Source organism: Paraburkholderia sp. BR10937 (assembly GCF_040965695.1).
Taxonomy (GTDB): domain Bacteria; phylum Pseudomonadota; class Gammaproteobacteria; order Burkholderiales; family Burkholderiaceae; genus Paraburkholderia.
The window spans coordinates 26272-50411 of the sequence record NZ_JBFRCL010000066.1; the positions used below are offsets into that span (position 1 = coordinate 26272).

General features: G+C 66.3%; 20 protein-coding genes. 13 read left to right on the forward strand and 7 right to left on the reverse strand.

The genetic code is table 11. The annotated features are described in order from the left end of the window. Nucleotides 1-5: 5 nt before the first annotated feature. A complete protein-coding gene (locus tag AB4Y44_RS35725; RefSeq protein WP_368702146.1) occupies nt 6-623 on the reverse strand; it encodes a lasso peptide biosynthesis B2 protein in 618 nt (205 codons plus the stop codon). A 54-nt stretch (nt 624-677) separates the two neighbouring features. Then, a complete protein-coding gene (locus tag AB4Y44_RS35730) occupies nt 678-806 on the reverse strand; it encodes a hypothetical protein (RefSeq protein ID WP_368702147.1) in 129 nt (42 codons plus the stop codon). A gap of 357 nt (nt 807-1163) precedes the next feature. Here AB4Y44_RS35730 and AB4Y44_RS35735 point away from each other — a divergent pair, with 357 nt between their 5' ends. The 3 genes from AB4Y44_RS35735 to AB4Y44_RS35745 all read left to right on the forward strand — a co-directional run bounded on the left by AB4Y44_RS35735 (nt 1164) and on the right by AB4Y44_RS35745 (nt 5436). Then, nucleotides 1164-2387 carry an AAA family ATPase gene (locus tag AB4Y44_RS35735; RefSeq protein ID WP_368702148.1) on the forward strand — a complete coding sequence of 408 codons (1224 nt, stop codon included), beginning with the start codon at nt 1164-1166 and terminating at the stop codon, nt 2385-2387. Nucleotides 2388-2400: 13 nt separating this feature from the next. Beyond that, on the forward strand, nt 2401-4176 hold the full coding sequence (locus AB4Y44_RS35740; RefSeq protein ID WP_368702149.1) for a cobalamin biosynthesis protein CobT: 1776 nt from the start codon (nt 2401-2403) through the stop codon (nt 4174-4176). A gap of 129 nt (nt 4177-4305) precedes the next feature. Then, on the forward strand, nt 4306-5436 hold the full coding sequence (locus AB4Y44_RS35745; protein ID WP_368702150.1) for a DnaJ domain-containing protein: 1131 nt from the start codon (nt 4306-4308) through the stop codon (nt 5434-5436). Between the two features lie 174 nt (nt 5437-5610). Here AB4Y44_RS35745 and AB4Y44_RS35750 read toward each other — a convergent pair whose 3' ends face one another. Continuing rightward, on the reverse strand, nt 5611-6036 hold the full coding sequence (locus AB4Y44_RS35750; protein ID WP_368702151.1) for a MarR family transcriptional regulator: 426 nt from the start codon (nt 6034-6036) through the stop codon (nt 5611-5613). A gap of 231 nt (nt 6037-6267) precedes the next feature. Between AB4Y44_RS35750 and badH the strand changes: the two genes are divergently transcribed. From badH to aliA, 4 genes are all read left to right on the forward strand, one after another. After that, the gene (badH, locus tag AB4Y44_RS35755) at nt 6268-7035 is read left to right on the forward strand and encodes a 2-hydroxycyclohexanecarboxyl-CoA dehydrogenase (RefSeq protein ID WP_368702152.1); all 768 of its coding nucleotides are present in this window, start codon (nt 6268-6270) and stop codon (nt 7033-7035) included. 50 nt (nt 7036-7085) lie between these two features. Next, the gene (badI, locus tag AB4Y44_RS35760; RefSeq protein WP_368702153.1) at nt 7086-7868 is read left to right on the forward strand and encodes a 2-ketocyclohexanecarboxyl-CoA hydrolase; all 783 of its coding nucleotides are present in this window, start codon (nt 7086-7088) and stop codon (nt 7866-7868) included. A gap of 61 nt (nt 7869-7929) precedes the next feature. Continuing rightward, a complete protein-coding gene (aliB, locus tag AB4Y44_RS35765) occupies nt 7930-9081 on the forward strand; it encodes a cyclohexanecarboxyl-CoA dehydrogenase (RefSeq protein WP_368702154.1) in 1152 nt (383 codons plus the stop codon). Between the two features lie 46 nt (nt 9082-9127). After that, entirely contained in the window at nt 9128-10846 is a 1719-nt protein-coding gene (aliA, locus tag AB4Y44_RS35770; protein WP_368702155.1) for a cyclohexanecarboxylate-CoA ligase, read from the forward strand. Here the strand turns inward: aliA and AB4Y44_RS35775 are convergent. Next, nucleotides 10782-12365, reverse strand: a complete 1584-nt coding sequence (locus tag AB4Y44_RS35775; RefSeq protein WP_368702156.1) for an inorganic phosphate transporter — start codon at nt 12363-12365, stop codon at nt 10782-10784. The genes aliA and AB4Y44_RS35775 overlap by 65 nt on opposite strands. A 317-nt stretch (nt 12366-12682) precedes the next feature. Between AB4Y44_RS35775 and AB4Y44_RS35780 the strand changes: the two genes are divergently transcribed. Next, nucleotides 12683-14308: an AMP-binding protein gene (locus AB4Y44_RS35780; protein ID WP_368702157.1), complete on the forward strand. Its 1626-nt coding sequence runs from the start codon at nt 12683-12685 to the stop codon at nt 14306-14308. A 26-nt stretch (nt 14309-14334) separates the two neighbouring features. Here the strand turns inward: AB4Y44_RS35780 and AB4Y44_RS35785 are convergent, their stop codons facing one another. From AB4Y44_RS35785 to AB4Y44_RS35795, 3 genes are all read right to left on the reverse strand, one after another. Beyond that, a complete protein-coding gene (locus tag AB4Y44_RS35785) occupies nt 14335-15690 on the reverse strand; it encodes a PucR family transcriptional regulator (RefSeq protein WP_368702158.1) in 1356 nt (451 codons plus the stop codon). Nucleotides 15691-15826: 136 nt separating this feature from the next. Next, the gene (locus tag AB4Y44_RS35790; RefSeq protein ID WP_368702159.1) at nt 15827-17005 is read right to left on the reverse strand and encodes a porin; all 1179 of its coding nucleotides are present in this window, start codon (nt 17003-17005) and stop codon (nt 15827-15829) included. A gap of 121 nt (nt 17006-17126) precedes the next feature. Continuing rightward, a complete protein-coding gene (locus tag AB4Y44_RS35795) occupies nt 17127-19043 on the reverse strand; it encodes a bifunctional sugar phosphate isomerase/epimerase/4-hydroxyphenylpyruvate dioxygenase family protein (protein ID WP_368702164.1) in 1917 nt (638 codons plus the stop codon). A gap of 305 nt (nt 19044-19348) precedes the next feature. Between AB4Y44_RS35795 and aroQ the strand changes: the two genes are divergently transcribed. The 5 genes from aroQ to AB4Y44_RS35820 form a co-directional block, all read left to right on the forward strand. Further along, a complete protein-coding gene (gene aroQ, locus AB4Y44_RS35800; RefSeq protein WP_158762774.1) occupies nt 19349-19804 on the forward strand; it encodes a type II 3-dehydroquinate dehydratase in 456 nt (151 codons plus the stop codon). After that, nucleotides 19801-20721, forward strand: a complete 921-nt coding sequence (locus AB4Y44_RS35805) for a shikimate dehydrogenase (protein ID WP_368702160.1) — start codon at nt 19801-19803, stop codon at nt 20719-20721. The genes aroQ and AB4Y44_RS35805 overlap by 4 nt, the downstream gene beginning before the upstream one ends. Nucleotides 20722-20914: 193 nt before the next feature. Then, the gene (locus tag AB4Y44_RS35810) at nt 20915-22213 is read left to right on the forward strand and encodes an MFS transporter (RefSeq protein ID WP_368702165.1); all 1299 of its coding nucleotides are present in this window, start codon (nt 20915-20917) and stop codon (nt 22211-22213) included. A 123-nt stretch (nt 22214-22336) separates the two neighbouring features. Continuing rightward, the gene (locus tag AB4Y44_RS35815) at nt 22337-23005 is read left to right on the forward strand and encodes a TetR/AcrR family transcriptional regulator (protein WP_342922868.1); all 669 of its coding nucleotides are present in this window, start codon (nt 22337-22339) and stop codon (nt 23003-23005) included. 329 nt (nt 23006-23334) lie between these two features. Further along, nucleotides 23335-24140 (forward strand): MCP four helix bundle domain-containing protein (locus AB4Y44_RS35820; RefSeq protein WP_368702161.1); only part of this gene is annotated, 806 nt, incomplete at its 3' end.

Genomic DNA, 24140 nt, shown 5'->3' on the forward strand with positions numbered 1-24140 from the left:
GAGGCCTAGGGCGTTTCAAGGATTACGGCGAGTTGACGTCGACGCGCGGGGTCGTCGCCCACGACTCGACCATCGAGTTCAGCCCAGGCGTGCGCAAAGAAGGGCCTGTTTTGAATACCAATTACCAGCTTCATGTCCAGTCCATTGCGGTAGCCCGCGATAATCAGCGTACACGCCCATTCCAGACATTTGGTCTTCACGGGATAAAGAAAGCAGATGAGATTGAGTGATGCTGCGAGATCATTTTCATTTCGTATTGTTCGCTTGTTTTTTCGCTGAATGCGCTCCGATTCAATGAGATGAAGGAGGCCGGATAATCGCTGAGTTCTTGAGGTTTGGTGGACTTTGTGAAGGGCGGTAAATAATCTCGCCGATTCAATAATGTTAAGGCGATTCCGCACTTGTCCGGGTGATAATTTCCAGCAGTTGACGGGAACGCCTGAAAGCTGGGGCGGCGCGCAAGTCTGGGCGTCATAGCGGCAGGCAGAAGTCGCCAGATTTTTTGCGATGAATGTTCTGGATTGATCGGGTGGCAGCACTATATAGCGATCGTGAGCAATATCGAGCCCAATGAGTTGATCATCAAACCAGGCGAAGTGTACATTTTGCGGTAGTATTTTCATGACATAGCCGCCTCATTTTCATGAGGCGGAAGATGGCCGTAAGTTATGCGCCTATTAGACGTACACCCATGAAATGCCTTCAAGCATTGCCCCGCCAGGAGTGCCCATCGTGCTGTCGGTGGCATTTTCCGATTCAAAATCGGAATTTTCGAGGATTTCCATCAGATCGGTTTCGTAATTCATCAGTGCTTCTCCTTGGTTGGCAGCGGGATTGCTGCGTAACAAGCCTAGTAAGCAAATTTTTGTTATTCAATGTGGTGGTGCAAGAATGAATTGAATTTTATGATCTCGAATAAATGTAAATCCGATTTCTCTTATTTTTTATGCTTTGGGCATAGACTTTGAAACAGATTCGCGATCGGTAATTGACATGCCTCGATTGTTGATCGCGTAACCGGTTTTCTGAAGAGGCGAAGATTATCTCGAGTGTGCGCGTTGTCCGACTGCTTTTGCGCACCTACGGCACGCACGGGTAACACCTGCGGCGCGCGCAGATAAGATAGGGCGACCTACCGCGCCACGCTGCCCGCTTTCGCTCCCATGAACGCAACCGATCCCGCACTGCAAGACGAAGCCCCGCTCGGCCTCTACACCCGCGGCGCCGGCCGGGCGAGCGAATGGTGGCGCGTCTCGCCTTCAGAACGCACTCACATGTACCGCATCGAGCACGGCCAGGGCGAGGACGGTGGAGTCGACATCGACACCGAAATCGATCTCGACAATCTCGAAGCGAAGCTGCTCAAGTGGCGCCGCGAGGGCTTCGTTTCCGAAGCGCAGCGCGCCGACGAAGCGCGAGCCACACAGGCGGGCAGCACATTTTCCGCAGCCTTGCAGCGGGCCGTCGAAGCAGCGCGCGAGAGCGAAGCGACCCGGGCCAGCCCGCAAACCCGCACGCCCACCGTACGCATCGGCAGTGTCGACCTGCCGCGCGGCGAGCCGAACGCGCTGGTGCCGCGCGTGAACACAGCCTACCTTTTCACCGAGCGCGGCGACGACATCGTTCAGGACATCGTAGAAAATCGCCGCGTCATGCTGATTGGCCATACGGGCTCGGGCAAGACGAGCTTCATCGAGCAGGTGGCGGCGCGGGCGGACTATGGCGTGCTGCGCGCGAACATGAACGGCCAGACCACCATCGGCGACTTCGTGGGTTTCTGGACCGTGAAGGGCGGCGAGACGATCTGGGTGGACGGCGCGCTGCCCGTGGCAATGCGCGAGGGCTACTGGCTCATCATCGACGAACTCGACTTTGCCGAGCCGTCCATTCTGGCCGTGCTCACCGCCGTGCTGGAACCGAACGGGCGCCTGCTGCTCAAGGAGCGCGGCAACGAAATCGTCGAGCCGCATCCGTCGTTCCGCCTGTTCGCCACCGCGAACGCCGCGGGCGCGATGAGCGCGTACCGCCATCTGTACCAGGGCGCGAATCTGCTCAACGAGGCGTTTCTCGACCGCTGGCGCGTCTACCTGTTCGACTATCTCTCACTTGAAGAGGAAACCGAAGTATTGCTGCGCACGCTGCCGGTGCTCACGCGGCCGCTCGCGCGCACACTCGCCGCCATCGCCGCCGACTGCCGGGCCGCGTTCGCCCGCGAGGATCTCGCGAGCGCGTTCTCCACGCGGCGCCTGATCGACTGGGCCGAACTGATGCTGCGCACGGGCGACGTCGAGCGCGCGGCGGGGCCGGCGATCTACGCGAAGGTGAGTGCGGACGATGCGGCGCTCATCCGCAGCGTCATCCGGCATCACGTGATCTTCGACGCGTGAGGGTGGAGGCCCTGTGTCCAGTTTGCAGGACGAAACAGAACGATTGACGGCGAGCGCCGATCCTGCGGGCGCGCTCGGCCGCCTGGCGCGGGTGCTGACCGGCGACTCGCGCGTGAGCGTGACGTTCGGCGCGGGCGAGCCGCGCATTGAAGGCGCACGCTTCGTGCTGCCCGCGCGCCTCGCGAATGATGGTGCGAATGAAGCCCCGCTGCTCGGCGCGCTCGATTTGCTGGCGGCGCGCCATCGCTATAGCGAAGCGGCGCGTCTCGACACGCCGCAAGCCGGCGTGACGGGGCGCATTGCGCAGGCGATCGAGGACCGTCGCGTGCTCGCGCAATTCGCGCGGGCATTCCCTGGCGCGCAACGCTTCGCACAAAGCTGGCGTATGCAGCGCAGTGAGGCAGTCGCGCGACGCTGGTCGAAACTGGCGTGGCGCGAGCGCCTTGCGTGGGCGATCGAGCGTACGCTGTGGGACGAAGCGCCGGGCGTGCTCGAGCGCGATGCCGCGGCGCTGGCCGCCGCGCTGCGCGCGATCGACGCTCCGCTCGGCGCGGCCCGCGCGAGCCAGTCGACACGCACCAGCGTGAGCGCCGCGGCGGCGATCGTGGCGGGGGTACGCTCGCTCGCGTCACGCGGCGCGAACAACATGATGCAGACGGCTGGCCCGTCCGAAGGCCTCGCCGACGAATCGGCGCGGCTCGCTCAGGCGATGGACGCATTCGGCAAGGACGACGACATCGAACCGGCGGGCGGCGCCGCGCAGCCCGATGATGCCCGTGAAGGCGACGACGGCGCCTCGGCACGCGCGAGCGCCGATTCCGATTCCGCCTCCGGCTCAACGCCTTCCGAAGCGGATGCGCCGCACGCCGCCACGAATCGCAGCCCGGAGCCCGGGCGGCCACGTCTGTCGATCCCGCTGACCACGGCCTACGACACCGTCTCCGATCTCACGGGCCGCGGCGACGCCAGCGCCTGGCGCAAGCTGCGCGCCCTGGCGCGCGCGGAGACCGGTGCGCTCAAGGCCCAGCTCGAGCGCGTGCTCAAGGCCGACGAACTCACGCACTGGAAGCGCGAGCAGGAGCGCGGCGAGATCGACCGCGCGGCGCTCGCGCGTCTCGCCGCCTCGCGCGGCTACCGCACGCCGTTTCGCGTGGCGCGCCATGCGAGCGGGCGCGACACGGTCGTCACGCTGCTGCTCGACCTGAGCGGCTCGATGGCGGGCCGCAAGATCGAGCTGGCGCGCCTGTGCGCGGCGGCGCTCGCCGACGCGCTCACGCAGCTCGCCTTCGATTCGGAAGTGCTCGGCTACAGCTCGATCGAAGCGCCGGAAATGCGCGCGCGCTACGAGCGCGAACGCGCCGCCGGCGCCGATCTGCGGGCCTATAACCGCTTCGTCGAGCGGCTGGATCTGCGCGTGTTCAAGCGTTTCGACTCGCGCGACCTGAGCGGACTCGCGGCCATCGAGTGCGGCCACGAGAACCCCGACGGCGAAGCGCTCGCCTGGGCGGCGTCCCGGCTCGCGCAGCGCAGGGCGCGCCGGCGGCTGCTCTTCGTCCTCTCGGACGGCTATCCTTCGACGAGCGACGGCGACCCGGCGGTGTTGCGCAGCGACCTTCTCGCGCGCGTGCAGGCGGTCAGGGAGCAGGGCATCGAGCTGGTCGGCATCGGCATCCTGGACGACGCCGTCGAGGCGTTCTATCCGGATGCCGTGGTCGTGCGCAAGCTGCACGAGCTGCCGGCCACCGCGTTCGCGACGTTGAGCCGCCTGCTCGCGGGCCGGCCGCACTGAAACCGGGCGGGCCACGGAAGCGGCAGGGGCAGCGGCGCTTTCCTTGCCGGACCGGGCGCATTGCGCTAACTTGAGCGGGCGGGCGTTGCGCCGCCTGCCAATCCATCCACTGACGAATAGATACAGGTCATGCCAGGCCGCGATTACCGACCCGTGGATTACGACCGCCTCTACTACCGGCTCGATCTGGAGCCGGGGGCGAGCGAGGCCGACATCAAGCATCACTATCGCCATCTCGCGCAGATCCTGCATCCCGACAAATGGCGGCACCCCACGGCCGCCTCGATGCGCTGGGCCGACGACCAGTTCAAGCGCGTCAAGGAAGCGCGCGAGCTGCTCGAGGCGTACTGGTCCGTGCATCATGCGCCGCCGGTGAGCCGCTCCGCGCTGAGCGTCGCGCAGGCCGACGAACTGCACGCGCAGATGCAGGCGCTGCTGGCGCAGCGCGAACGCGTGCGCGCCGAGCTGGACGGGCTGCGCGCCGAGCGCACGCGTACCCTCGACGAGCTCCAGCGCATGCGGACCGAACGCGACTCGCTGCACGGCGAACTCACGGGGCTGCGCGGCGAAGCGGATGCCGCCCAGCGAGGCGAGCCCGAGGGCGCAACCACGCCTGAAACCGATGCCGTGCACGCGCGTTCAGGCGGCGTGCGCGATTTCCTGTTTGCGAAATTCGACGACCCGTCGCGGGGCTGGCTGCTGACGCTTTCCGCGAGCGTGTTCGCGTGCATCGTGATCTTCGTTGCCGCGCACTGGATCGCGGGCTTGCTGCTCGCGCCCATTGCGCGCTTCGAGGTGGGCCGCTGGCTCACCCATATTCTGCAGTGGGCGCTCGTGGCGGGCGGCGTGGTGCTCACGTTCGGCTGGGGCTGGTCGCAGCGCACGTTGTATCGCGCCGGGCGTGCCGGGCGCGAGCACGCCGTGGCCTTGCCCGCCGATGAAACGCGCCTGCGCGTGAGCGCGGCGCTGCGTCACGAGGCGCACTACGGAGCGGAGTGGAGCATCGAATCGTACGAGGCCGCACCCGACGATACGCAATTCGCGCTGCGTGCGGTCATGCGCTTCTCGCCTGGTTCGCAAACCGCCACGCGGCGCCACATGGTGGCGTTCCGCTGCCGGGCGCACACGACCGGCGCCGCGCAGACGGCGCTCGCGTACGACTTCTCCGTGGCGGCGCCCACGTGGTGGCTCGTTCCCGCCGCGCGCGTGGTGCGCGACCTGCGCAAGCGGCTCGACGCCGATCTCGGCGCGCCGCGCTGAAGCGGCATCGCTTTCAATCGACGACGAAGAGCTTCGCACCCACACGCGTGTACGACTGGTGTGCCTCGGCTTTGTCGCCCACCTGATAGCTCATGCCGGACGTGAGAACGAACTTGCGTCCATCTTCATGCGGTTTTCTCCTTGTGCGTGACGTCAGAGTGTAGCCGAGCGCGCTCACGCATCGTCGTCGTCCGCCACGCGTTCCCGTTCATCCACGCGCTTCATGTTATCGAGCAGCTTCAGCAGATAGTGCAGCGTGTGCGTCATGTCGTCCGACGAAAAATTGTCCAGCACGGCTTCGTAGTACGCCTCGATTTTCGGCGTGGCCTGCGCCACCCATAGCTTGCGGCCCGGCCCGGTCATGCAGACGAGGCGCGAGCGGCGATCACGCGCATCCGCGTGGGTGCTCACGTGGCCGTCGCGTTCCATCCGGCTGATCAGGCCCGAGAGGTTCTGGCGGCTCACCATCAGATAGCGCGCGAGATCACCCACGCTCATGCCCGGCTGGGCTTCCGGGCGCGAAAGCGCGCCGAGCACGGCCCATTGCTGCGTGGTCAAACCCTCGGCTTCCACGGCGCGCGTGCCCGTTTTATGCAACATGTTTGCGCATTGGTAGAGCCGGAAGAACAGCCGGTTGGCAAGATCGAAGCGGCTTGAATCCTGAAATATTGGTGTTTTTCGCAAGGGTTTCTCCTGGTGATTCCGCACTTGTCTTCGATGTGGGTGTTACCTAGTATACGTCAATATGTTGACTTAAATTGCGGTGGGACCAAAAGGCCGGCCCGGCGTCGAAGGCGTCTATGGTACTGCTCAACCGAATGGAGGATCGCGGTGCGAAAACTCGAAGGCAAGACAGTCGTGGTGACGGGCGGTGGCGGCGGCATCGGCGGGGCGACCTGCCGGCGCTTCGCGGCCGAGGGCGCGCGCGTGGCGGTGCTGGATCTGTCGCTGGACGCGGCGCTGAAGGTGGTCGATGAGATTCACGAACAGGGCGGCCAGGCGTTGGCGCTGCGTTGCGACATCACGAATCGCGCCGAAGTGGAAACGGCGCTAGAGCAGGCGCAAGCGCAGCTCGGCCCGGTGGATGTGCTCGTGAACAATGCGGGCTGGGACGTTTTCCGCCCGTTTACGAAGACCGAACCGGCGCAGTGGGACAAGCTCATCGCCATCAATCTCACGGGCGCGCTGCATATGCATCACGCGGTGCTGCCCGGCATGGTCGAGCGCAAGCGCGGTCGCATCGTCAACATCGCCTCGGACGCCGCGCGCGTTGGGTCGTCGGGAGAAGCAGTCTATGCGGCGTGCAAGGGCGGCCTCGTGGCGTTTTCGAAAACCATTGCGCGTGAGCATGCGCGCCACGGCATCACCGTGAACGTGGTCTGCCCGGGCCCGACCGACACCGCGCTCTTCGCCGAATACAAGGAAGGCGCGGGCAACCCCGAAAAGCTGCTGGAAGCGTTCCAGCGCTCCATTCCGCTCGGCCGCATCGGGCAGCCCGACGATCTGCCCGGCGCGATCGTGTTCTTCGCGAGCGACGACGCGAACTACATCACGGGCCAGGTGCTGAGCGTATCGGGCGGCCTGACCATGGCGGGCTAACGGCGACGAACGCGCGCTCTATCGACTACGAACCATCAAAGGCATCGATCATGAACTACGAAGACATTCTCTACGAAGTGCGCAACGGCGCGGCATGGATCACCATCAACCGGCCCGACAAGATGAACGCGTTTCGCGGCCGCACCTGCGATGAGCTGATTCACGCGATCAACAAGGCGGGCTACGACCGCGAGATCGGCGCGATCGTCCTTGCGGGCGCGGGCGACAAGGCGTTCTGCACGGGCGGCGACCAGTCCGCGCACGCGGGACAGTACGACGGACGCGGCACGATCGGCCTGCCGATGGAAGAACTGCACACCGCGATTCGCGACGTGCCAAAACCCGTGATCGCACGCGTTCAAGGCTATGCGGTGGGCGGCGGCAATGTGCTGTGCACGATCTGCGATTTCACCATCGCATCGGAAAAGGCCGTGTTCGCGCAGGCGGGCCCGAAGGTCGGCTCGGTCGATCCGGGCTACGGTACGGCGTTTCTCGCGCGCGTGGTGGGCGAAAAGAAGGCGCGCGAAATCTGGTATCTGTGCCGCCGCTATCCGGCTGCCGAAGCGCTGGCCATGGGCCTCGTGAACGCGGTCGTGCCGCACGATCAGCTCGACGCGGAAGTGCAGAAGTGGTGCGACGAGATCATGGAAAAGAGCCCCACGGCCATTGCGATCGCCAAGCGCTCGTTCAATATGGACACCGCGCATCAGGCGGGCATTGCCGGCATGGGCATGTATGCGCTCAAGCTCTACTACGACACGGAAGAATCGCGCGAGGGCGTGCGCGCTTTCCAGGAGAAGCGCAAACCCGAGTTCCGCAAGTACGCCAGGTAACGGCGTCTCCGTGACGATCAGGATGACGAATGAATAGGGCAGGCCGCTTCAGGGAGACATCATGAATCCGTATATCGACGAAGACCTCGCCGCGCTCGGCGAGCACGCGCGGCGCTTCGCACAAGGGCGCGTCGCGCCTGGCTTCATCGAGCGAGACACCACACGCGTGCTCGATCGCGGCCTCATGCGCGAAATGGGCGAGATGGGCTTCATCGCGCCGGAATTGCCCGAGCAGTACGGCGGCCAGGGCCTCGGCTGTCTCGCCGCGGGGGTGATCCACGAGGAGATTGCGCGTGCGGACCTGAGCCTCTCGTACATCAACCTGCTTGCCTCGCTCAACGGGCAGATCCTCGCCAAGCACGCCGCGCCCGAGATTGCGCGCCCGTGGCTCGAGCGCCTCACGCAGGGGCGCGCGCTGCTCGCCATCGCGCTCACGGAGCCGCGCGGCGGCTCGGATGCCGCAAACCTGCGGCTGAAAATGGAGCATATGGGCGACCACTACGTCCTCAACGGCGAGAAAACCTCGATTTCGGCGGCCGATCAGGCCGACGCCGCCGTGGTGTTCGCGCGCACCGGCAGCGTGGCAGATGGCGCGCGCGGCGTCTCGGCCATCCTCGTGCCGATGGATCTACCCGGCGTCACGCGCAACCGCTTCGACTGCCACGGGCAGCGCGCGATCGGACGCGGTTCGATCTTCTTCGAGAACGTGCGCGTGCCGGTGGACCACCTGCTGGGCGACGAGGGCAAGGGCTTCGTTCAGGTGATGCAGGGTTTCGACTTTTCGCGCGCGCTGATCGGCCTGCAGGTGCTCGCCGTGGCGAGCGTGAGCCTCGAAGAAACGTGGGAGTACGTCGCCCAGCGCGAAGCCTTCGGCAAGCCGCTCTCTGCGTTCCAGGGCGTGTCGCATCCGCTTGCCGAATACGCCACCCAGGTGGAGGCGGCGCGCCTGCTGTGTCTGCAAACGCTGTGGCTCAAGGACCGTGGACTGCCGCATACGGCCGAAGCGGCCATGTGCAAGTGGTGGGGGCCGAAGCTCGCCTACGACGTGGTGCATCAATGCCTGCTTTCGTTCGGGCACGGCGGCTACGACCGCGGCCCGCTCGAACAGCGCCTGCGCGACGTGCTCGGCTTCCAGATCGGCGACGGCACGGCCCAGATCATGAAGACCATCATCGCGCGCTCGAACGCGGGCCGCGACGCGGTGCCGGCATGATGCGCGCCGCCTGCGACGTTTCCTGCAACGCCACGGGAGGCTGCACATGGAGTTCGACGCGGTACTGATCGGGCCGCGCCGCGCGCGCGAGGACGCAAGGCGCTGGTGGCCCGGGCGCACCATCAACGACGAGCTGGACGCCTGCGTGGCCGAATGTCCGGCGAAGATCGCGCTCACGGCGGTACGCATCGAGGAGGGCGAGACCACGCGCTTCACCTACGCGCAGATGGCGCGCATGGCGGACCGCATCGCCGTGGGCCTGGCCAGGCTCGGCGTCGCAAAGGGCGACGTGGTCTCGATGCAACTGCCGAACTGCTGGCAGTTCACGTTGCTCTATCTCGCGTGCTCGCGCATCGGTGCCGTGCTCAATCCCCTCATGCCGATCTTTCGCGAGCGCGAGTTGTCGTTCATGCTCAACCATGGCGGCAGCAAGGTGATGGTCGTGCCGCGGCGCTATCGAGGCTTCGACTACGAGGCCATGCTGCGCGCGCTGCGGCCTGAACTCCCCGCCTTGCAGCACGTGGTGGTCGTGGGCGCAACCGACGCAGGCGAGCCGGCGCGCAACAGTTTCGAAGCGCTCCTGAGCGGCCCGCGCTGGGAAGAAGCGAGTGACGCCGAAGCCATCCTCACGCGCAATCGCCCCGGCCCCGACGACGTAACGCAGCTGCTCTACACATCCGGCACGACGGGCGAGCCCAAGGGCGTGATGCACACGTCCAACACGCTGTTTTCGAACATCTTCCCGTATGCGCAGGCCATGCGTCTGGGCCGCGACGACGTCGTGCTGATGGCTTCGCCGATGGCGCATCAAACCGGCTTCATGTATGGCCTCATGATGCCCATTGCATTGCGGGCGAGCGCCGTCCTGCAGGACGTATGGCAGCCGGAGGCGGCGCTTGCGCTGATCGCACAGGAACGCGCGACGTTCACGATGGCGTCCACGGCGTTCCTCGGCGATCTCGCCGACGCGGCCGTCGAGACGGGCACGCGTGTGCCGACGCTGCGCACGTTCTTGTGCGCGGGCGCGCCCATTCCCGGCGCACTGGTCGATCGCGCACGCATGGCGCTGGGGGCGAAGATCGTCTCCGCGTGGGGCATGACGGAGCTGGGCGCCGTGACGCTCACGCATCTGGACGACGAAGACGAACGCGCCTCCACGACCGATGGCGCGCCGCTGCCGGGCGTGGAAGTGAAGGTGGTGGACGAGAACGACCACGCGCTGCCGCCGAACGTAGCGGGCCGGCTTTTCGTGCGCGCATGCTCGGGTTTCGGCGGCTACCTCAAGCGCGCGCACCTCAATGCGACGGACGCGCAAGGCTGGTTCGACACGGGCGACCTCGCGATCGTCGACGCGCGCGGCTACATCCGCATCAGCGGCCGCGGCAAGGACGTGATCATCCGCGGCGGCGAGAATATTCCGGTGGTGGAGATCGAATCGCTGCTCTACCGGCATCCCGCCGTGGCACAGGTGGCGATCGTCGCGTACGCGGACGAGCGGCTGGGCGAGCGCGCCTGCGCCGTGGTGGTGGCGAGGCCCGGCGAGGCGGTCGATCTGCCTTCGCTCGTCGGCTTTCTCAGGGCGCACAAGGTTGCCGTGCAGTACCTGCCCGAACGGCTATGGCTGCTCGACGCCATGCCGACCACGCCCGCAGGCAAGGTGCAGAAGTTCCGTTTGCGCGACATGCTGCGTGAAGCCGATGTCAGAGAAGCCGCCGGAACATCCAGTAAAGACCTGCAGCAAGCGCAATCGAAGCAGGCAACGTGAGCACCCACGCGAGCACGAGGTTGCGCACGGTCGCCCACTGCAGGCCCGAGCCGTTCGCGGCCATCGTGCCGGCCACGCCCGACGCGAGCACGTGCGTGGTCGACACCGGCAGGCCGTAGACATCGGCCATGCCGATCGTGATCATGGCGATCGCTTCGGCCGAGGCGCCCTGACCATAGGTGAGATGCTGCTTGCCGATCTTTTCGCCCACCGTCACGACGATGCGCTTCCAGCCCACCATCGTGCCGAGGCCGAGCGCGAGCGCGACGGCCACCTTCACCCACGTCGGAATGAACTTGGTCGAGTGATCCATCTGCTTGCGGAAGGTGTCGAGCACTTTAACGTCGGCGGGAGACATCTCCGGTGCCTTCGCCTTCTGCATCAGGCGGATCGCTTCGCTCGTCACGTACATGTTGTTGCGCACGTTGTCGACGATCGCGTCGGGCACCGTCGCCATCGAGCCGGACAGCGCGACCTGGTCGGCGATGGTGTCGGTGAGCTGGCGCAGCGCGGGCAGCGTGGCGGGCGTGAGCTGGCGTGTGCGCACGAATGCCTCGACCTCGGCGCGCGCGTTGTCGGGCGGCGCGCCGTGCGCGTATCGGCCGAGCGTTGCGGACGCCTCGCGCGCCACGACCACGAACGCCGTGGTTTGCTCGGGCGTGACGGCCTTGTTGAGCGCATAGGCGGTCGGCACGACGCCGATCAGGATCAGCATGATGAGGCCCATGCCCTTCTGCCCGTCGTTCGAGCCGTGGGCGAACGAAACGCCGGTGCAGGTGAGGATGAGCAGGATGCGGATCCAGAGCGGCGGCGCCTGGTTGGCTTTGGGCTCGGCATAGAGCGCGGGCACGCGCACGAGCAGCTTGAGCACGAGGAGCAGCAACCCGGCCATGACGAAGCCGACCACGGGCGAGAACAGCAGGGCCTTGCCTACGCCTGCCGCCTGGTCCCAGTCCACGCCGCTCGTGCCCGAAGGCCCGCTGATGAACTGGTTCATGATCCCCACGCCGATGATCGAGCCCACGAGCGTATGCGAACTGGATGAAGGCAAGCCGAAATACCAGGTGCCGAGGTTCCAGACGATCGCGGCGAGCAGCAGGGCGAACACCATGGCGAAGCCCGCGCCGCTGCCCACCTGGAGGATGAGTTCCACCGGCAGCAGCTGCAGGATGCCGAATGCGACCGCGCCGCTGGAGACGAGCACGCCGATGAAATTCCACGCGCCCGACCACGCCACCGCGAGATGCGGATCGAGTGAGTTCGTGTAGATGACGGTGGCGACGGCGTTGGCGGTGTCGTGAAAGCCGTTCACGAACTCGAAGCCGAGCGCGATGAGGAGCGCAAGCCCGAGCAGGATGAAGGGCAGCGCCGAGCTTTCGCGCACGGCGCGCAAATCAACGACGAGATGATCGATTACGTAAATCGCCCCGGCCGCGATGATGGCGAGAAATAGGGCGATGCCGATACCGCGGCGGCGTGCGCTCGGCGCGCGGTAGGGGGACAAGGGTATGTCCGGCATGAAAGCGTGGTGGCTCTGGTCAATCCGCTTGAGGAAGCGCCTCGGCGCAGCGTATGCGGGTTCGCAAACATGCGTGGCGCGGTGCCGCGTCGGCACGCTGAAAGCGCGATGCGGACGAGACGACGCAGTGTCGCACAATTGACAGAAATCAGACACGGACGTGACGCCGCACCGATTCGCGCGCGGACGCGCTTTTGTGACTTTTCACAATCACCTTATCCGCTTTCCCAGTTCTCCCGGCTCGGCCAAGCCCGTAGCATGGGCGTGAAACGTGGCACCCCGCAGACAAGCCGCGCATTGATTTCATGGAGACGAACGTGTCGAAAGCCCCCTGGCTCGCCAGCTATGGCGAGATTCCCGCTACCATCGATGCCGACCGGCATCCGTCGCTCGCCCATATGTTCAATGAGGCGATGCGCGAACATGCGCACCGGCCGGCATTGCGCGCGGGCGACGCTTCGCCGGGCGACGCTTCGCTCAGCTACGCCGACGTCGATCGTCTCTCGCGCGATTTCGCGGCGTATTTGCAGCACGCAGGGGTGAAGAAGGGCGACCGCGTCGCCGTGATGTTGCCAAACCTGCTCGCGTTTCCCATCGCGCTGATCGGCGTCGTGCGGGCAGGGGCGGTGCAGGTGAACGTGAATCCGCTCTATACGCCGCGTGAGCTTCAGCACCAGCTGGCGGATTCCGGCGCGCAAACGCTCGTGGCGTTCGACGGCGCGCTGCCCACTTTCGATGCGATCAAGGCGAATACGTCCGTCAAGAACGTGCTCAGCGTCGCCGCGAGCGATTGCACAAGCGCGAGCGGCGAGCGCGATGCGCAGCCCGGCTCGTTTGCGGCGGCGCTCGCGCAGGGCGCCGGATTGCCGTTCGACGCCCCCGCGTTGTGCGGCGACGATCCGCTTTTCCTGCAATACACGGGTGGCACGACCGGGCTATCCAAGGGCGCGCTGCTCACGCATCGCAACCTCGTCGCCAACGTCGAGCAATTCAAGACCTTCATGCCGGGCTTCATGAACCCGGGCGAGGAAGTCGTCGTCACCGCGCTGCCGCTCTATCACATCTTCGCGCTGACAGTGAATCTCATCACCTACTTCTCGATTGGCGCCGAGAACTGGCTCGTTGCGAACGCGCGCGATCTGAGCGGCATGATCGACGTGTTCAAGGCTGCGCGGCCCACGAGCTTCATGGGCGTGAATACGCTCTATGCGGGGCTCGTTGCGCATCCGCGCATCGGCGAGGTCGATTTTTCGCGGCTGCGGCTCGCGGGCGGTGGCGGCGCGGCGATCATCCCCACGGTGTCCGAGCGCTGGCAGGCCATTACGGGCGGCTTCATCCGCGAAGGCTACGGGCTTTCGGAAACGAGCCCGGTGCTGTCGTTCAATCCGGGGAGCGTCGATCACTTCACCGGGACGACGGGACTGCCGGTGCCCTCTACCGACGTCAAGCTGATGAACGACGGCGTCGAAGCCGCGCCGGGTGAGCCGGGCGAGATCTGCGCGAAGGGTCCGCAGGTGATGCAGGGCTACTGGAACCAGCCCGAGGCAACGCGCGCCGCCTTCACAGACGATGGCTACTTTCGCACCGGCGACGTGGGTATGTTCGACGCGCGTGGCTTCCTGCGCATCGTCGATCGCTCGAAGGACATGATCCTCGTGTCGGGTTTCAACGTGTATCCGAATGAAATCGAGGCGGTCGTGACCGCGCTGCCCGGCGTGGCCGAATGCGCGTGCGTGGGCGTGGCCGACGAGCGCAGCGGCGAGGCCGTGCGCGTGTTCGTGGTGCCCGTGCGTGAGGCGGTGCTGAGCGAGGAAGCTGTGATCGCGCATTGCCGGGCGCAACTCGCGGCGTACAAGGTGCCGCGCGTGGTGAGCTTCGTCGAGGCGCTGCCGAAGTCGACGGTGGGCAAGATCCTGCGGCGGGAATTGCGCGACGCGGGGTGAAACGCGAAAGGAGCGCGCCACGTCGTTCAGCGCGCCGCGCTCTTCGCCCTCTTTACCCCGAGGCGCCCCTTCTTCTCCTTCTTCTTGCCGTCGCGCTCCGAACCCTGCGTCGCCCCGCGCAGCTTGAGCGCGATATCCAGCCGCGCAATCCAGTGCGCATCAGTGAGTTTCGCGCCCAGCAGCGTTTCGACGCGCTCGAGCCGGTAGTCGAGCGTATTCGGATGCACACCTAACGTTTCGGCCGTCTGGCGCCGGCGCTGCCCGCTCGCGAACCATGCTTCGAGCGTGGCGAGCAGGTCCGCCTCGGTTGCCAGCTGCTCGGCGAGCGAGACGAGATAGCGCAGTACGTTGGCGCTGCTGCGCACACTCTCCTCGATCGCGATCGAGGAAAAGCGGTGCACGCGCAGGAAGTTGCCGGGTTCCTCGCCGTTTTCATCGCCGTCGTCCGCACGGCTGCCACGCGGCGCAAAGTCCACGGCCTTGAGCGCTTCTTCCACCGAGGCCGCCCAGCCGCGCGCCCCTTCGTTCATGAGCCCGATGCCGATGCTGCGCACGCGCGGCTCGGCGCGCGCGAGCGCGGCCGCATGCTCGGCCACGCGCTGATCGTTGCGCGTCATCGAATCGCCGCGCACGCACGGCAGCCAGAACACCAGCCGCTCGCGGTGCCACGCCCGCACCAGCGCGTCGGGCTTCAGCTCGAAATGGCGCGCGGCGCTGAGTGCGAAACGGTCGAGCGCGTCCTCGCGCACCGAAGGCGCGTGGTCGCGCAAGTCCAGATCGACGGCGAGCGCAATGCGCGGCAGCGTGGCGTCGAGGCCGAGTGCCTCGACGGTCTCGCGAAAGCGCGCGGCGTCGTCCGGGGCATGAAACACGAGGTCGTAGAGCTGTTGCAGCAGCGAGCCGCGCCAGCGCGCCTGCTGGTGCTGCTCGTCGAGATAGGCCTCGGCGATGTGCTCGGCCAACGCGTCGAAGTAATCGAGTAGATAAGGCGAAATATCGAATAGCAGTTCGTGCGCGAGCGCCGGGTCGGCTTCAGCGAGCTCCGTGCAGGTGCGCCACAACTCGCGCGCGCCGAGGCGAAAGGCGCGCAGCAGCGAGCGCAGCGGCACGTTCTGGTGCACGCGGCGGCGCGCGAACGCCGCGGTCTGGTCCATGACTTCGGCAGTGGGCGGCGTGCCGTCGAGCAGGCACTGGAACCACAGGTTCGCGGAAAACGCGATCGACGAGAAGATGTCCTTGCGCGCCGCCGCCGAGAGCGCGCTATAGCCTTCGAGCGAGAGCAGCGTGTCGTAGGTGCGCTGGACCGCCTTGGGCTGGGTCCTGGCGAGTGTGCGAAGCCGGCTGCGCAGGCGTGGGCTGATGGCGGGGACGGGGGGCGGCACGGTGAGTTTGCGGATTCGCGCGGGTTCGTTCAGGCGATACCCGCGAGTGTACTCAGCGTCGTGCCGCTGCGTCGAGAGGCGGCAAGCGAAACCGGGGGCCGTGCAGGCGGCCCCCGGCGGTGCATTGGCACAACGCTCAGAACAACAGCGCGATACCGGCCATGCCGACGAACTGCGAGCGCGTGGACGAGGGCGTCGAGTTCTGCGAGTCGCCCACGGCCGGGCTCGCGTTGACGATGTTGCCCGCGCCGTTCGCGCCGAGCGTCTGGCCGCCCGCGTGCTGGTAGGCCTGCAGCGCATACAGCGTGGTGCGCTTCGAGAGGTGGTACGACTCCTTGAGCGAGTACTGCTGATAACGCGCCGCGCTCGTGATGCCGTTGGCCTTCGAGGCCAGCGTATAGGCGAAGCCGCCGCCCACGTCGAAGGCCGGCGTGAAGCGATAGACGGCGAGCGCGGCCCAGGTGTTGAAGATGGCCGTGTCGTGGAAGATCGACTTGCCGCCCGCAATGTACTGAACGTTCGAATACGACGCGCCGAGGACCAGGTTGCCCAGCGTGTAGTTGCCGCCCGCCGCGATGTGCTGGACCGCGCTCGCCGAGACATAGCCCGTATTCAGTGACGACTTGCCGAAACTGCCCGTTGACGAGCTGTCGAAGCCGCTCGTCAACTGCGCGTTGTCCATGCGCAGGATGGCCGCGGCGAGGCTCACCGGGCCGGCGGAGTAGCGCAGCGCGGCGCTCCACGTCTGGCCCTTGCCGGTGCTGCCCGCAATGCCGCCGAGCGCGTACATGGCGCTGGCCTGCAGGCCATAAAAGATCGGCGAGGTGTAAGTGGCCGAATTGTTGATGCGCACCGTCGTGTCGAGACCGTCGATATCGCCGGGGTGTGCGCCGGTTGCGCCGGTGAGCCACGAGCTTCCCGTGAGCGGCCCGACGAACAGGTAATACGGCGTGTACTGGCGGCCCGCCGTGAACGTGCCCAGGTTCTGGTTCTGCAGGCCCACGTAGGCCTGGCGATTGAAGATCAGTCCGCTCGAGGACAGTGCGCCCGTGTTGAGGTCGAAGCCGTTCTGCAGGTCGAAGATCGCGAACGTGCCGCCGCCGAGATCTTCCTTGCCCTGCAGGCCGAACTTCGACGCATACAGATTGCCCTGGCGCAGATAGACGTTCGAGTGACCGTTCTGGTTGTTGACGTAGGTGATGGCGTCATCTACTGCGCCGTAAAGCGTCACGCTGCTTTGCGCGAACGCGGGGCTCGCCACGAGGGCCGCGCTAGTCGCGAGGAACGTGCCAAAACCGAGGCCTGCTTTCTTCATCGTTGTGTGTCTCCGGGTGAGATTTGGACTGCTTATATTTTTCTTTGCTACGCCGCCTGACTTTCGGGTCGATGCGGCGTGCGTACTGCTGCGCGAAGTGACTACGGTGACTGCGTTTGAATCAATCCTGCGGATTTCCCGCGCTCTGCGCGGCAAGTGCGCGCTGGCGCGCCTGCGCCGCGAGGCGCACGGCGGCGTTGGGCGCGCCGTAGCCGTCGTAGCCGCCGCGCCGCTCCACGATCTCCAGGAAGAAGCGCTGGTCGAGCGTCTCCGTGTAGGCGTGCAGGAACTCGCCGCCGCGCTCGTCGCGGTCGTAGAGCAGGTTGTGGCTGCGCAGCGCGTCGAGAAACTTGGCGTCGAGGGCGTGGCGCGCGTCGAGATCGTCGTAGTAGTTCGCGGGCACGCGCAGGAGCGGCACGCCGGCCGCCTCGAATTCGGTCACGGCGCGGAAGATGTCGCCGGTGTTGAACGCCACGTGGTTCAGGCCCGTGCCATGGTAGGCGCGCACGGTTTCCGCCGCGGCCGTGTGCTGGTCCACCGAGGCGTTGAGCACGACGCGCAGCCCGCGGTCGCGGCTCATGAGCGCGCGGCTGCGCACGAGCCCGTACGGATCGGGCAGCAGCACGGCGGGCGTCGCTTCGAGCCCGAACGCCGACTTCAGGAACAGCACCCACGAGTCGAACGCGCCGGCGGGCAGCGAAAGGCTCACATGATCGATGCCGGCGATCGGTCCCACTTCGACCGGGCCGTCGATATCCGTGAGCGCGAAATCGGCTTCGAAGAGGGTGGGCTGGCCCGGCTCCTCGTTAACGAAATAGTTAAGACTGCCGTCCGGCCCCTGGACGGCGGGTACCACGCGCTCGTTCGGACCCACGCGGCCCGAGAACGGCGGGTAGCCAAAGCCCGCCGCGCGTTCGAGCGCGAGGCGCGCATCGTCCACGCGAAACGCCGAGGCGCAGAGCGAGAGCCCGTGGCGCTGGAAAAACGCATTGGCGAACGAGTCGGGCTCGGCGTTGAGCACGATCGCGGCCGAGCCGTGTTGATAGAGCGTCACGTCCTTCGAGCGATGCTGGCCTGCGCGGCGAAAATGCAGCTTTTCTAGCCAGTTCGCCACATGCGCGCGCGCGGTGTCGTCCACGGCGAACTCGAGGAATTGCCACTGCGCGTTCGCGGGCGCGGCGCTCGGGTGATAGAGCGCGCTCGCGTCGACCTGCTCCGCCTGCAGGGTTTCGCGCGTGAGCGATTCGAGCAGCAAGAGGGAGCGATGACCGTCGGCGGCGGTGGCGGCAGGCGGCGCGCCACGAAAGCCGTCGTTGAAGATTTCGAGCGAGAGCGGGCCCGTATAGCCGCTTTTCACCACCTGCGCCGTGAAATCCGCGAGCGCGAAGTCGCCCTGGCCCGGGAAGCAACGATAGTGCCGGCTCCATTCGAGCACGTCCATCTGCATTCTCGGTGCATCGGCGATCTGCACGAAGCCGATGCGCGCGCCCGGAATCGCGGCGATGCCGTCGGGCGTGTCGTCGAGCGAGAGCGTGTGGAAGCTGTCCAGCGCGAGCGTCAGGTTCGCGTGGTCGACGGTGTTGACGAGCCGCCACGCGTGGCCATAGGTGCGCACGTGGCGCCCCCATGCAAGCGCCTCATAACAGATCGTCACGCCCGCTTCCCCGGCGGCTTGCGCGAGCGCGCCAAGCTGTTCGGCGGAGAGGCCGTCGTCGCAGATCGTGTCGGGCGAGACATTGCTGCAGACCAGCAAACGATCAGTGCCCAGCTGATGCATCACGTCGAACTTGCGCTTCACGCGTTCGATGTTGCGCGCGAGCCGCTCGGGCGCCACGCCCTCGAAATCGCGGAACGGCTGGTACAGCACGATATCGAGGCCGAGATCGCCAGCCATGCGGCGCACGTCGGCGGGCGAGCCTTCGAAATAGAGCAGATCGTTCTCGAAGATCTCGACGGCGTCGAAGCCCGCGGCGCGGATGGCGGCGAGCTTTTCGGCGAGCGTGCCGCTGATCGACACCGTGGCGATCGAGCGGCGCAGCGCGCGAGAGGGGATGTGGAGCGGCTTGGACATGGGCATGGCGAGCGTGCTGACTACGACTTCGGTGTAGAACAAGGGTCCGGTGCGGGGCGTGGGGCGGGCGTTTAACTAACTGGCGCACCGCAGGCACACTTGCCGCTGGAGTGCCCGAAGGATACGCCAAACTAACTAGTTAGTACAAATTCTGGCAAACCCCAGGTGACCGGTGCACCGCTTCGCGGCACACTGGCGGCCATGCGGTGAAACATGCAACGGTTCTCGAGCATGCGCCGTGCCGGTCGTCAAGCTGTTCTGGAGTGTGTGTAATGGGAATGCCTTCGGTGCTGGTCCTGAACGGACCGAACCTGAATCTGCTGGGAACGCGGGAGCCCGCGATCTACGGCGCTGAAACGTTAGATGACGTTGCCAACCTGTGCCGCGAAGCGGCGGGGCGTCTTGGGCTCGAGATCGATTTTCGCCAGTCGAACGCCGAGCATCAGCTGATCGACTGGCTGCATGAGGCGCGCACGCGTGTGGACGGCATCGTCATCAATCCGGCGGCCTATACGCATACGTCGGTAGCGATCGCCGATGCGCTTTCCGCCATCGCGAAGCCCGTGATCGAGGTCCATATCTCGAACGTGCACAAGCGCGAGGCGTTCCGGCACCATTCGTTCGTTTCGCCCATTGCGGAGGCCATCATCGTCGGCTGCGGCACGCAAGGGTATGTGCTCGCGCTGGAGCGCATGGCCACGCTGCTCGCCAAAAAGGTGACGAAATGAGCGCCCAGACCAATGCCACAACGAATGCGCTGGGCGCGCGCGCAACCGCCAACTCGTTTCTCTGCGGCCTGATCGGCTCGGGCATCGGCGGCTCGCTCACGCCCGCGATGCAGGAGCAGGAAGGCCGCGAACTCGGCTTCCACTATGTGTACCGTCGCATCGACCTCGAAGCGCTGAAGCTCACGCCCGCCGCGCTGCCCGATCTGTTGCTGGCCGCCGAGCGCATGGGTTTCGACGGTTTGAACATCACCTATCCGTGCAAGCAGGCTGTGATCGAACTGCTCGACGAACTTTCCGACGACGCCCGCGCGCTCGGCGCCGTGAACACGGTGTTGTTCCGCGACGGCAAGCGCATCGGCCACAACACCGACTGGTCGGGTTTCGCGCGCGCGTTCCAGCGCGGCCTGCCCGATGTCTCGCTCGAAGCGGTGGTGCAGCTGGGCGCGGGCGGCGCGGGCGCGGCGGTCGCCCACGCGGCGCTGCAGATGGGGGCCCAGGCGCTCACGCTGTTCGACGTGGACGCCTCGCGCGCCGGGTCGCTCGCCGGTGAATTGCAGGCGCGCTTCCCGGCGGCCCGCGTGAGCGCGGGCGGCGATCTGCGCGACGTGCTGCAGCACGCCACGGGCCTCATCCACGCCACGCCCACCGGCATGGCGAAGTTGCCCGGCATGCCGCTGCCTGCGGAGTATCTGCACGAGCGGCTGTGGGTGGCGGACATTGTGTATTTCCCGATCCGCACCGCGCTGCTCGAAGCGGCCGAGGCGCGCGGCTGCCGCACGCTGAGCGGCGGCGGCATGGCGGTGTACCAGGCAGTGGATGCGTTCCGGTTGTTCACGGGTGTCGAGCCCGACGCGGAACGCATGTATGCGCATCTGCAATCCATGCTGGCCGCGAATGCTGCAGGCGCCGGCGAATAACAACGACAGCGCGCGACGGGCGTCGGCGTTAAGTCGCTGACTCCCGTCGACCGCCTTACAGGCATGGGACGGGAGTAAGCGCTAAAGCGCCAACTCCCGTCGACCAATCGGAGACAAAGACATGGCACAACCCGTATCCACGGGGCGCGGCGACGCGCCGAACCTTTCCGCAGCCGCGCCCGCCGAGGGCGCCATGCGCCGCTCGAAAGCGCGCTATCGCATCCTCGGCCTGCTGGCCGTCGGCACGATGATCAATTACCTCGATCGCACCGTGCTCGGCATCGCAGCGCCGCAGCTCACCAAGGAGCTGGGCATCAACGCGGCGCTCATGGGCCTCGTGTTCTCGGCGTTCTCGTGGAGCTACGTCGTCGCGCAGATTCCGGGCGGCGTGTTCCTCGACCGCTTCGGCAGCAAGTTCACCTACTGGCTTTCGATGACGCTCTGGTCGATGTGCACGCTCGCCCAGGGCTTCATCAGCGGCGTGGGCGCGCTGTTCGCGTGCCGTCTGGGTCTGGGCGCCGCGGAATCGCCGTGCTTCCCGACCAATAGTCGCGTGGTCGCCACGTGGTTCCCGCAAAGCGAGCGCGCGTTCGCCACGGGCACCTATACGGTGGGCGAATATATCGGCCTCGCGTTCTTCAGCCCGTTCCTCTTCGCGCTGATGGGCGCCTACGGCTGGCGCTCGCTGTTCTACGTGGTCGGCGGCGTGGGCATCGCGTTCGGCCTCGTCTGGTGGTTCCTGTATCGCGAGCCGCACGAGCACCCCGCGGCCAACCGCGCCGAACTCGACTACATCGAGGCGGGCGGCGGTCTGGCTCGCTACGAGCGCAAGGCCGACACGCAAGCCGCTGCCGGGCAAACGAAAAAGCAGGGCTTCGACTGGCGCATGGCCGGCAAGCTGGTGCGCCGCCGTCAGCTCGCGGGCATCTGCCTCGGGCAGTTCGCGGGCAACTCCACGCTCGTGTTCTTCCTCACGTGGTTCCCGACCTACCTCGCCACCGAGCGCCACATGGGCTGGCTCAAGATCGGCTTCTTCGCGATCATGCCGTTCATTGCCGCGTCGATCGGCGTGATGTTCGGCGGCACGTTCTCCGACTGGATGCTGCGCCGCGGGATCTCGGCCAACGTGGCGCGCAAGCTGCCGATCATCGCCGGGCTGCTGCTCGCCTCGACGATCATTCTCGCGAACTTTGTGGATAGCAACGTGGCCGTGATCGCGATCCTTTCGGTGGCGTTCTTCGCGCAAGGGATGGCCGCGCTCGGCTGGACGCTCGTGTCGGATATCGCGCCGGCCGGCATGCTCGGCCTCACGGGTGGCATCTTCAACCTGGCGGCCAATCTCGCGGGCATCATCACGCCGCTGGTCGTCGGGCTGATCGTGGGTGCGACGGGCTCGTTCGTCTGGGCGCTCGTGTTCATCGGCGTGATCGCGCTGATCGGCGCGGCCTCGTATATCTTCATCGTGGGCGATATCAAGCGCATCGAGCTGTAAGGCTCGCAGAGGCCGCCTGCGGGCGGCTTTCAGCGGGATAGCGGGGCGCGGCGCCTTCTAACGGGCCGCGCCCCGCGTGCTAGAATCCCCCGCATCCCATCCCTGCTGCGGGCCCAAAAAAACATGGCAAGACCGGCGGCTTCGGCCGAACGCAACGATGCTCAATCCGAAAGCCGGCGCAAGTACGATCCCGAGCAGACCAAGCGCAATATCCTCGAAGTGGCGACGGCCGAATTCTCGGCCATGGGTCTCGCAGGCGCGCGCGTAGACGCGATCGCCGAGCGCACCAATACCACCAAGCGCATGCTGTATTACTACTTCGGCAGCAAGGAAGGGCTGTACGAAGCGGTGCTCGACAAGGTCTACGGCGACATCCGCGCGCTCGAACTCGACCTGCACATCGACGAACTGGATCCCAGCGAAGGCCTGCGGCGGCTCGTCGAATTCACCTTCGACTATCACGACCGCCATCGCGACTTCGTGCGCCTCGTGACGATCGAGAATATTCACGGCGCGAAGTACATCGAGCGCCTGAAGACCTTCCGCAGCCGCAACGCCAGCGCGATCCGCACGATCGAAGACCTGCTCGCGCGCGGCGTGGCGAGCGGCGCGTTCCGCGAAGACATCGATCCCATCGACCTGCACCTGCTCATCAGTTCGATGTGCTTTCACCGCGTGGGCAACCGCCACACGTTCGGCGCGGCGTTCGGGCGCGACCCCTCGCATCCGCGCCTGCGCGCGCGTCATCGCGAGATGGTCGTCGACGCTACGCTGCGCTTCGTCAAGAAGTAAGGCAGGCCCAGCGCCGCGGCCGCTTCCCGAGCGCCTGTCGATGCGGGACGCATTGGCCGCAGTGCGCCCGATCCCCGCACGGCGCCGCGCCGGGTCGCCAAAAGGCCCCGGCGAACCCTGCAGATTTATCTCCCAAAGCCCGGCGAGCCCCGTCCTGCGTGGCTGACAACTAGCATCGCTTGTCCCATAAAAGTGCGCAAACGCATTACACTACGGCGGTCACGGCCGCCGCGTGCGGCCACGCCCGGCGCAGCCGCGCCCCGCCTCGCCGGCAGGGCCGGCGCGCCGGTCCACGCCACCGGAGAGTCTCTAGCGCAATGAGCACCGCCATGCCCCGTTCCGGCCAAGCCGGCCTGCCTCGACAGACTCAGGGTCGCTTCACCCTCGGCACGCGCATCGTCCTCAGCTTCGGCCTGCTGTTCGTGCTGATGCTCGCGATGGCCGCAATCTCGTGGGACCGCCTGCGCGCCATCGACAGCGAGGCGATGAGCCTCACGGGCGATTCGGTGCCGGGCCTGTTCTACGCGACCTCGCTGCGCGCGGCGGCCAACCAGACCTATAGCCTCGTCGAGCGCGCGGCCTTCGTCGATGCCGACGCGGACAGCGTGGCCCACGACCTGTCTGGCCTGCCCGCGGCCCTGGCGCAGGTGGAGGAGACCGAACGGCAGTACGAACGCACGCTGTTTCGCAGCGACGACCGCGAACGCTTCCAGCGCTTTCGCGATGCGTATGCGCGCTATCTGCCGCTGGCGAAGGCGGTAGCGAGCCAGCTGCCCGCCTCGCGCCCGGCTGCGCAGGCCGCGTTCACGCAGATCGGCCCGGCCTGGCAGGAGGTGCTCGCCACGGCCAACTCGCTCGTCGAGGAAAACCGTCAGCAGGCCGACGAGTCCGCGCAGACCATCCGCAACTCGGTCACGGGCACGGAGATCACGCTCGCCACGGCGCTGGGCGTGGTGCTGCTCGCCGCGCTCGCCACGGGTTACGCGCTCTATCGCGCGATCACGGTGCCGATGGCGCGTCTCGTCGAGGTGCACGACTCCATGCGCACCGGCAACCTGTCGCAGCGCCTTGCGCTGAACCGCGGCGACGAATTCGGCGTGCTCGAAGACGGCTTCAACCGCATGAGCGACGAACT